Annotated in this window: 6 protein-coding genes; 5 read left to right on the top strand and 1 reads right to left on the bottom strand. The window is 59.5% G+C overall.

Annotated elements, in window-relative coordinates; genetic code table 11:
- A partial coding sequence (locus OOZ51_RS22250; protein WP_265982142.1) for a cation:dicarboxylate symporter family transporter occupies positions 1–1005 on the top strand: 1005 nt, incomplete at its 5' end.
- Positions 1006–1211: 206 nt separating this feature from the next.
- Here the strand turns inward: OOZ51_RS22250 and OOZ51_RS22245 are convergent.
- Positions 1212–1454, bottom strand: a complete 243-nt coding sequence (locus OOZ51_RS22245; protein WP_265982141.1) for a hypothetical protein — start codon at positions 1452–1454, stop codon at positions 1212–1214.
- Between the two features lie 1287 nt (positions 1455–2741).
- On the opposite strand from OOZ51_RS22245, the gene OOZ51_RS22240 reads away from it, so the two are divergent.
- From OOZ51_RS22240 to OOZ51_RS22225, 4 genes are all read left to right on the top strand, one after another.
- Positions 2742–3716, top strand: coding sequence for a hypothetical protein (locus tag OOZ51_RS22240; protein WP_265982140.1), 975 nt, complete (start codon positions 2742–2744; stop codon positions 3714–3716).
- Positions 3717–3778: 62 nt separating this feature from the next.
- On the top strand, positions 3779–4018 hold the full coding sequence (locus OOZ51_RS22235) for a hypothetical protein (protein WP_265982138.1): 240 nt from the start codon (positions 3779–3781) through the stop codon (positions 4016–4018).
- A gap of 51 nt (positions 4019–4069) precedes the next feature.
- Positions 4070–4387, top strand: a complete 318-nt coding sequence (locus OOZ51_RS22230; RefSeq protein WP_265982136.1) for a hypothetical protein — start codon at positions 4070–4072, stop codon at positions 4385–4387.
- A gap of 7 nt (positions 4388–4394) precedes the next feature.
- The gene (locus OOZ51_RS22225) at positions 4395–4628 is read left to right on the top strand and encodes a hypothetical protein (protein ID WP_265982135.1); all 234 of its coding nucleotides are present in this window, start codon (positions 4395–4397) and stop codon (positions 4626–4628) included.
- Positions 4629–5072: the final 444 nt, after the last annotated feature.

Raw genomic sequence — 5072 nt, 5'->3', positions numbered from 1 at the left:
GGTGCCGGCATGCACATCAACCCAGCCCACCTCGATACCTCGGTCGCCTCGAAGTACACAAGCCAGCTGCCCAGCAGTAACCCTGTGGACTTCTTGCTGAGCATCATCCCCACAAGCTTCGTCGGCGCCTTCGCCGACGGCGAGGTCCTGCCCGTTCTCGTCATCGCGCTGCTATGCGGCTTCGCCTTCAGCAAACTCGGCGCACCGGGCCAGGTGGCTCTCAACGTGGTCAACAGCTTCAACAAACTACTGTTCGTCGTATTCGGCTTCCTCATGAAGGTGGCACCCATCGGGGCGTTCGGCGCGATGGCGTTCACGGTCGGCAAGTACGGAGCCCATTCCATCGGCAACCTCGGGATGCTGATCCTCGCCTTCTACACCGCGTGCATCGTCTTCGTGGTCCTCGCCCTCGGCATTCTGGCGAAGCTCAGCGGGTTCAGTCTCTGGCGGATCCTGCGCTACTTCCGCGACGAGTTCCTCATCGTCCTCGCGACATCCTCAAGCGAACCCGTCCTTCCGCGCCTGCTCACCAAGCTCGAGCGCATCGGCTGCGACCGTGGCGTCGTCGGCCTCGTGATCCCGACCGGCTACTCCTTCAACCTCACCGGCACCGCGGTCTATCTGACACTCGCTTCGATGTTCATAGCCCAGGCCTGCGACATCCACCTCAGCTGGGACCAGATCCTGCTCATGCTCGGGATGATGCTCCTGACCTCCAAAGGTGCGGCGGGCGTGACAGGCAGCGGCTTCGTCGCACTCGTCGCGACCCTGACGGTCATGCCCACGCTTCCCGTTGCCGGCGTGGCCCTGATCGTCGGCATCGACCGGTTCATGAGTGAAGCCCGCGCCCTCACCAGCACCGTCGCCAACATCGTCTCCTGCGTCGCCATAGCAAAGTGGCAGCACGCGCTAGACACCGAGAAGCTCCAGTCCGAACTCAAGACGGGCTTCATACCGACTGAAGCCGAGAAGCTCGAGCTCACGGAACCAGCCCTGGCCCACTGAGGGCACCCTCACGAGGCAGGCCCGGGCTTCGGCAGTGACCTGACCCGCCCACCCGGCGACCTCCACCGGGTCCACACAAGGCCGCATCGGACACCCGGCCCTGCATATCCATCGCAACAGGTAACCCGACAGTCGGGCGCAGGAACGGGGTCCGGTGCCAACGTGGCGGGGAGCAGACACGCTGCTCCCCGCCCCGACAAAGAAGATCAGGCTGATTCGCCCGCCGTTCGAATTATCCGCCAGGCATCTTCCTTCACCCAGCTATTGACGAGGAAGAAATCGAAGACAGCTTCAGCAGCAACGACGGTGAGAAAGATCCATCCCGGCGCGCCCGTGGCGAGAACCCAGATTCCGAGTGCCACCAAAACTGCAGCCATTCCATAGTTGTAGACGCGTCGTCCCGGTGTAGCCCTGCGAGCTTCTGCCATTTCGCGCACATACTTCAGCATGATGTTCCTTCTGGGCCTACCGACAGTATCGAATACATTCGCCGTTGGCCCTCGCTCCGCGCCCGCCGCGATTCTTCTCGCGAGGCCACGCCAGTCCGCCAATAGCGGCTGCAGCACCCGCCGAAACAAGATGCGTCCACCATGGCCACTTTGAATCCGAAACCGACGCCAAAGCCATAAGGATCAGCAAAGTCGAAGCCCCGGTAATCGCGGCGGCTAGAAGGTTCTCAAGGTCACGTCGAACCCTGATCAGCCGACCGATGCCAAAGGTCAACGCAGCGATGATGCAACCTGACACAGCACCCACCCACGCGCCGCCAAGCCCGCTGAGAATCGCCAAGCCCGGGCCGCTGGACCCGCCCAGGAGGAGAATCACCAGCGCATAGGTGCAACCGAACCCGGCCCCGAGGAATAATCCCCTGCTTACTGATTTGTTCAAGGTTTTCTCCGACTCTGGAGGCTTTCAGAATGCTGCCAGTTTCAAAGCCCTATGTATGGGACTCACTACGACAGGGACCGCGGAGCGCCGTCCGCATGGTCAGATGAACTATCGAGCCCCATAGGAACTGGGTCGGCAGCAAACTGGCACACACGGCAGTCCCGTACGTCGACACGACGATTTTTGCGACGGTGACCGCCAATTTCTTCTTCAAAGCTTCCCCTTAGCTCGCAGCGTGTTCGTGACGGGAAGGCTACCGTCGAAAATGTCGTCTAGGTGGTCGCTCCCCGGAAACTAGGTGGTCAAAACCCGGAATTAGGTGCTGGCGAAGGCCAAATTGAGTGGTCGTCGAGCGCCCTGTGAGTGTCCGGCCGCCCGGCTCCCCGCCGCCACCTCCGCGAGCCGCCAGGGCATCCGCCTGCACTGACACCTGGAAGCAGCTGACGACGGCGAACTCACCTTCACGGACTCCCTCCCCGCACGCCTAGCGACACTCAAGGCCGGGTTCGGCCACGGCATCTTTGGCGTCCGATTTCGGCGGCCAGCACTTCGAAATTGAACCGGGAGTCTGCACTCACTTGGTCCTCGCGAACACCTAGACGAACTTTTTCGACACTCATTTTCGGCTTTTTGGCACTCATTTTCGGCTTTTTGACACTCATTTTGACGATTTTCACCACCTAGTCGCCGAATCGGGTCATAGCCTTTGCCCACGGAAACTGTAGGTCTCGCTAGGACGTGTCGCTCCGAGCCAGTCGCCGTGTGGCAGTAAGGAAATGACAAGACACGAGAACGCCTTCCGAGTATCGCGCCCTCGTCTGAACACAAACCACTCATAGGGGGCTTTGATGTTGATGCGTCAAAAGATCGGTGCAGCAGCTATTGCACTCGGAATTGCCCTGGTGGGGATTCAGTCGCAAGCTGTTATTGCGAAGGACAATAGGGGGCCTGCACAGCCCACTCCTCCAGCCGCGGGAGACAGCCCGGCCGGCAAGCCGGACACGGAATCGGCAGCAATCCAGCGTGTCATTGCTCGGGTGATCGACCGCAGGAATCATCAGCTGGTCAGGGGGAACGCACCCGCAAAGGCTGATGAAATAGGCCAGGACATCGCCGCTGATGCTGTGGCTTCAACCGAGCAGGAATACTCAAAACTACACACACGCCGGGACGAGCTCGTGACCTACGGGGTTGTCTTTACCGGGAGCCAGTCCGAGGTTGAGGTCAACGATCTAACCGTGACAGACGCTCAGGCGTCAGCAGTAGTCACGGAAACGACCCACTTGTCGTACGCACCGCAGAACGGAATGGCCAGCCCCGACCAGATCTACGTCTACGAACAGAAATTCGAACTGGTGAAGACGGGGGCGGCCTGGAAGGTCGCGGGCACGCAGCCCACGAAACCGAGTCCCCAGTCTCCGACAACTGTCATTGGTCCCGCTGACCAGTCTGCACCGTCCGGACCGTCAGTGCAGGGATCTGCACACGCCAAAATCTACCGCGATGCCAACGGTAACCCCGCCCCTCTTCCCAAGGAACTTCAGCATCCGAAGAATCTCGGACCCAATGGTGAGCCGAAGGGGCAGCCAGCGGGATCGACGTCGACGTTGCCGCAGGTGACGACTTCATCGACGTCAAAAGGGTCGATGACCGTGCCTGCGTCGACGTCCGTCCGGGCGCCGATGGTCGCTTCGGCGTACTACAACTACTACAACATGATTGTCTACGCGGCGACCTGGTTCAACGGGCACGGTGAATTCTCTGGGGCTTGTCGTCTATGTGTTCACGCATGTTTTTCATCAAAAGAATTGGGGTTTGTTTGATGTTTGAAACAAGATTTTCTACTCGCCATCGGAACCGATTTCCCCGTGTCCTGGCAACATTCATGACTGTAGCCTTGATCATGGCCTTTCTGATTGGCAGCTTCTCCCGGGCCCAGGGCGTCACCGCTGAGCAGACTCAGTCGCTGGACCAAGTCGTGTCCAGCCATCAAGAGGTCGATAGCGGGCTGGACGTCAGTACCGCACTTGCTGGAAATACACCACAGAAAAGCGTACCCAAGCCTCTGACGCCCTCAGAACAGCAGGAAGCAAACCGCATCGTCGCAGGAGCACAGGCAAGATAAGCTGCCGAAGATCCGGCTTCATATGCCAAGGCAAAAGCAGCCTTTGATGAAATGCTCAAGGCGCACAACACTGCGTCGGGTGCCGGTTCGGGTACAGCCGTCGGCCCGGGTGCAGTCATCCATCGAGCCGACTTTATCTGCGTCCCGGTCTACAAGTGGGAGCTCGAGTCGATCGCATGGTTCGTGATGATCGCGGGCGGCGCGACAGCAGCTGTCGGGGGGTTCATTGACGCAACGATTGTTGGGTTGCCTGTGGGCGCGGTTCTGAACGCTGTCGGTATTGGTACGGGATTGTCAGGTTCAGCACTTTTGTGGTGGGCCGACACGTACTACGAAGACGGCAGCGCCACCGTATGCTTCTGGTCATGAGGAAGCAATGAGCGGCCAAGTAATTCTTGCCCTGTTTTTCGCGGTCGTGGTGATCCCCATCATTGCCGGTGCCGGTATGGCTGCGAGGAGGCGACGGGCAACGCTTGCAGTTCAAAGAGGGGTGGGCGTCCCGCCGGCAAAGATCCAATGGCCCCAGGCCCCGATCATTCTGCTATTCCTCCTCTTGCCCATATTCGTGGTATTTCTTGTGCTTGTTGCTTCGGGAATTCTGAAGATCTGAGCACTTCGCCGCCTTCCCCGCCGCCAGACGGCCGACGGGGAAGGCCATGGAGTATGTTGCGGTGGCGGGGCGGTGAGTCTCCGAGGACATTCGCCCCGAAGGAGAAGCAGACCTCGCACCTAGACGCGGGTTGCTCTCCACTCAATTTGGCGGGATTTCACACCTAGATCCGCGCATTCCGCACCTAGTCGAGAACCAGGGCGCTTAGTTTTTCCCTATGAGAGTCCTAACTCTCTCCTCGGCCGTCCTCTTTTTGCTCGTTGCCATCATTGCGTTCTTCAGCAACCCGGCTCTGGGAATCTGGTGTCTGGCCACCTCGGGCGGATGTCTTGCGACGTGGCTCGTCTACAAGAAGCAATCAAAGTAGTGGTTGGGCCCCCGTTAGCAGTCCAGCGTTTATGCGATAGCTAATTGGTTTTCTTGCGTCCAGTTCTCCCAGTAGCG

Source organism: Arthrobacter rhizophilus (assembly GCF_026241105.1).
Lineage (GTDB): Bacteria > Actinomycetota > Actinomycetes > Actinomycetales > Micrococcaceae > Arthrobacter.
Note: the sequence above shows the minus strand (reverse complement) of the source record. Positions and strands in the feature narration are given on the sequence as shown.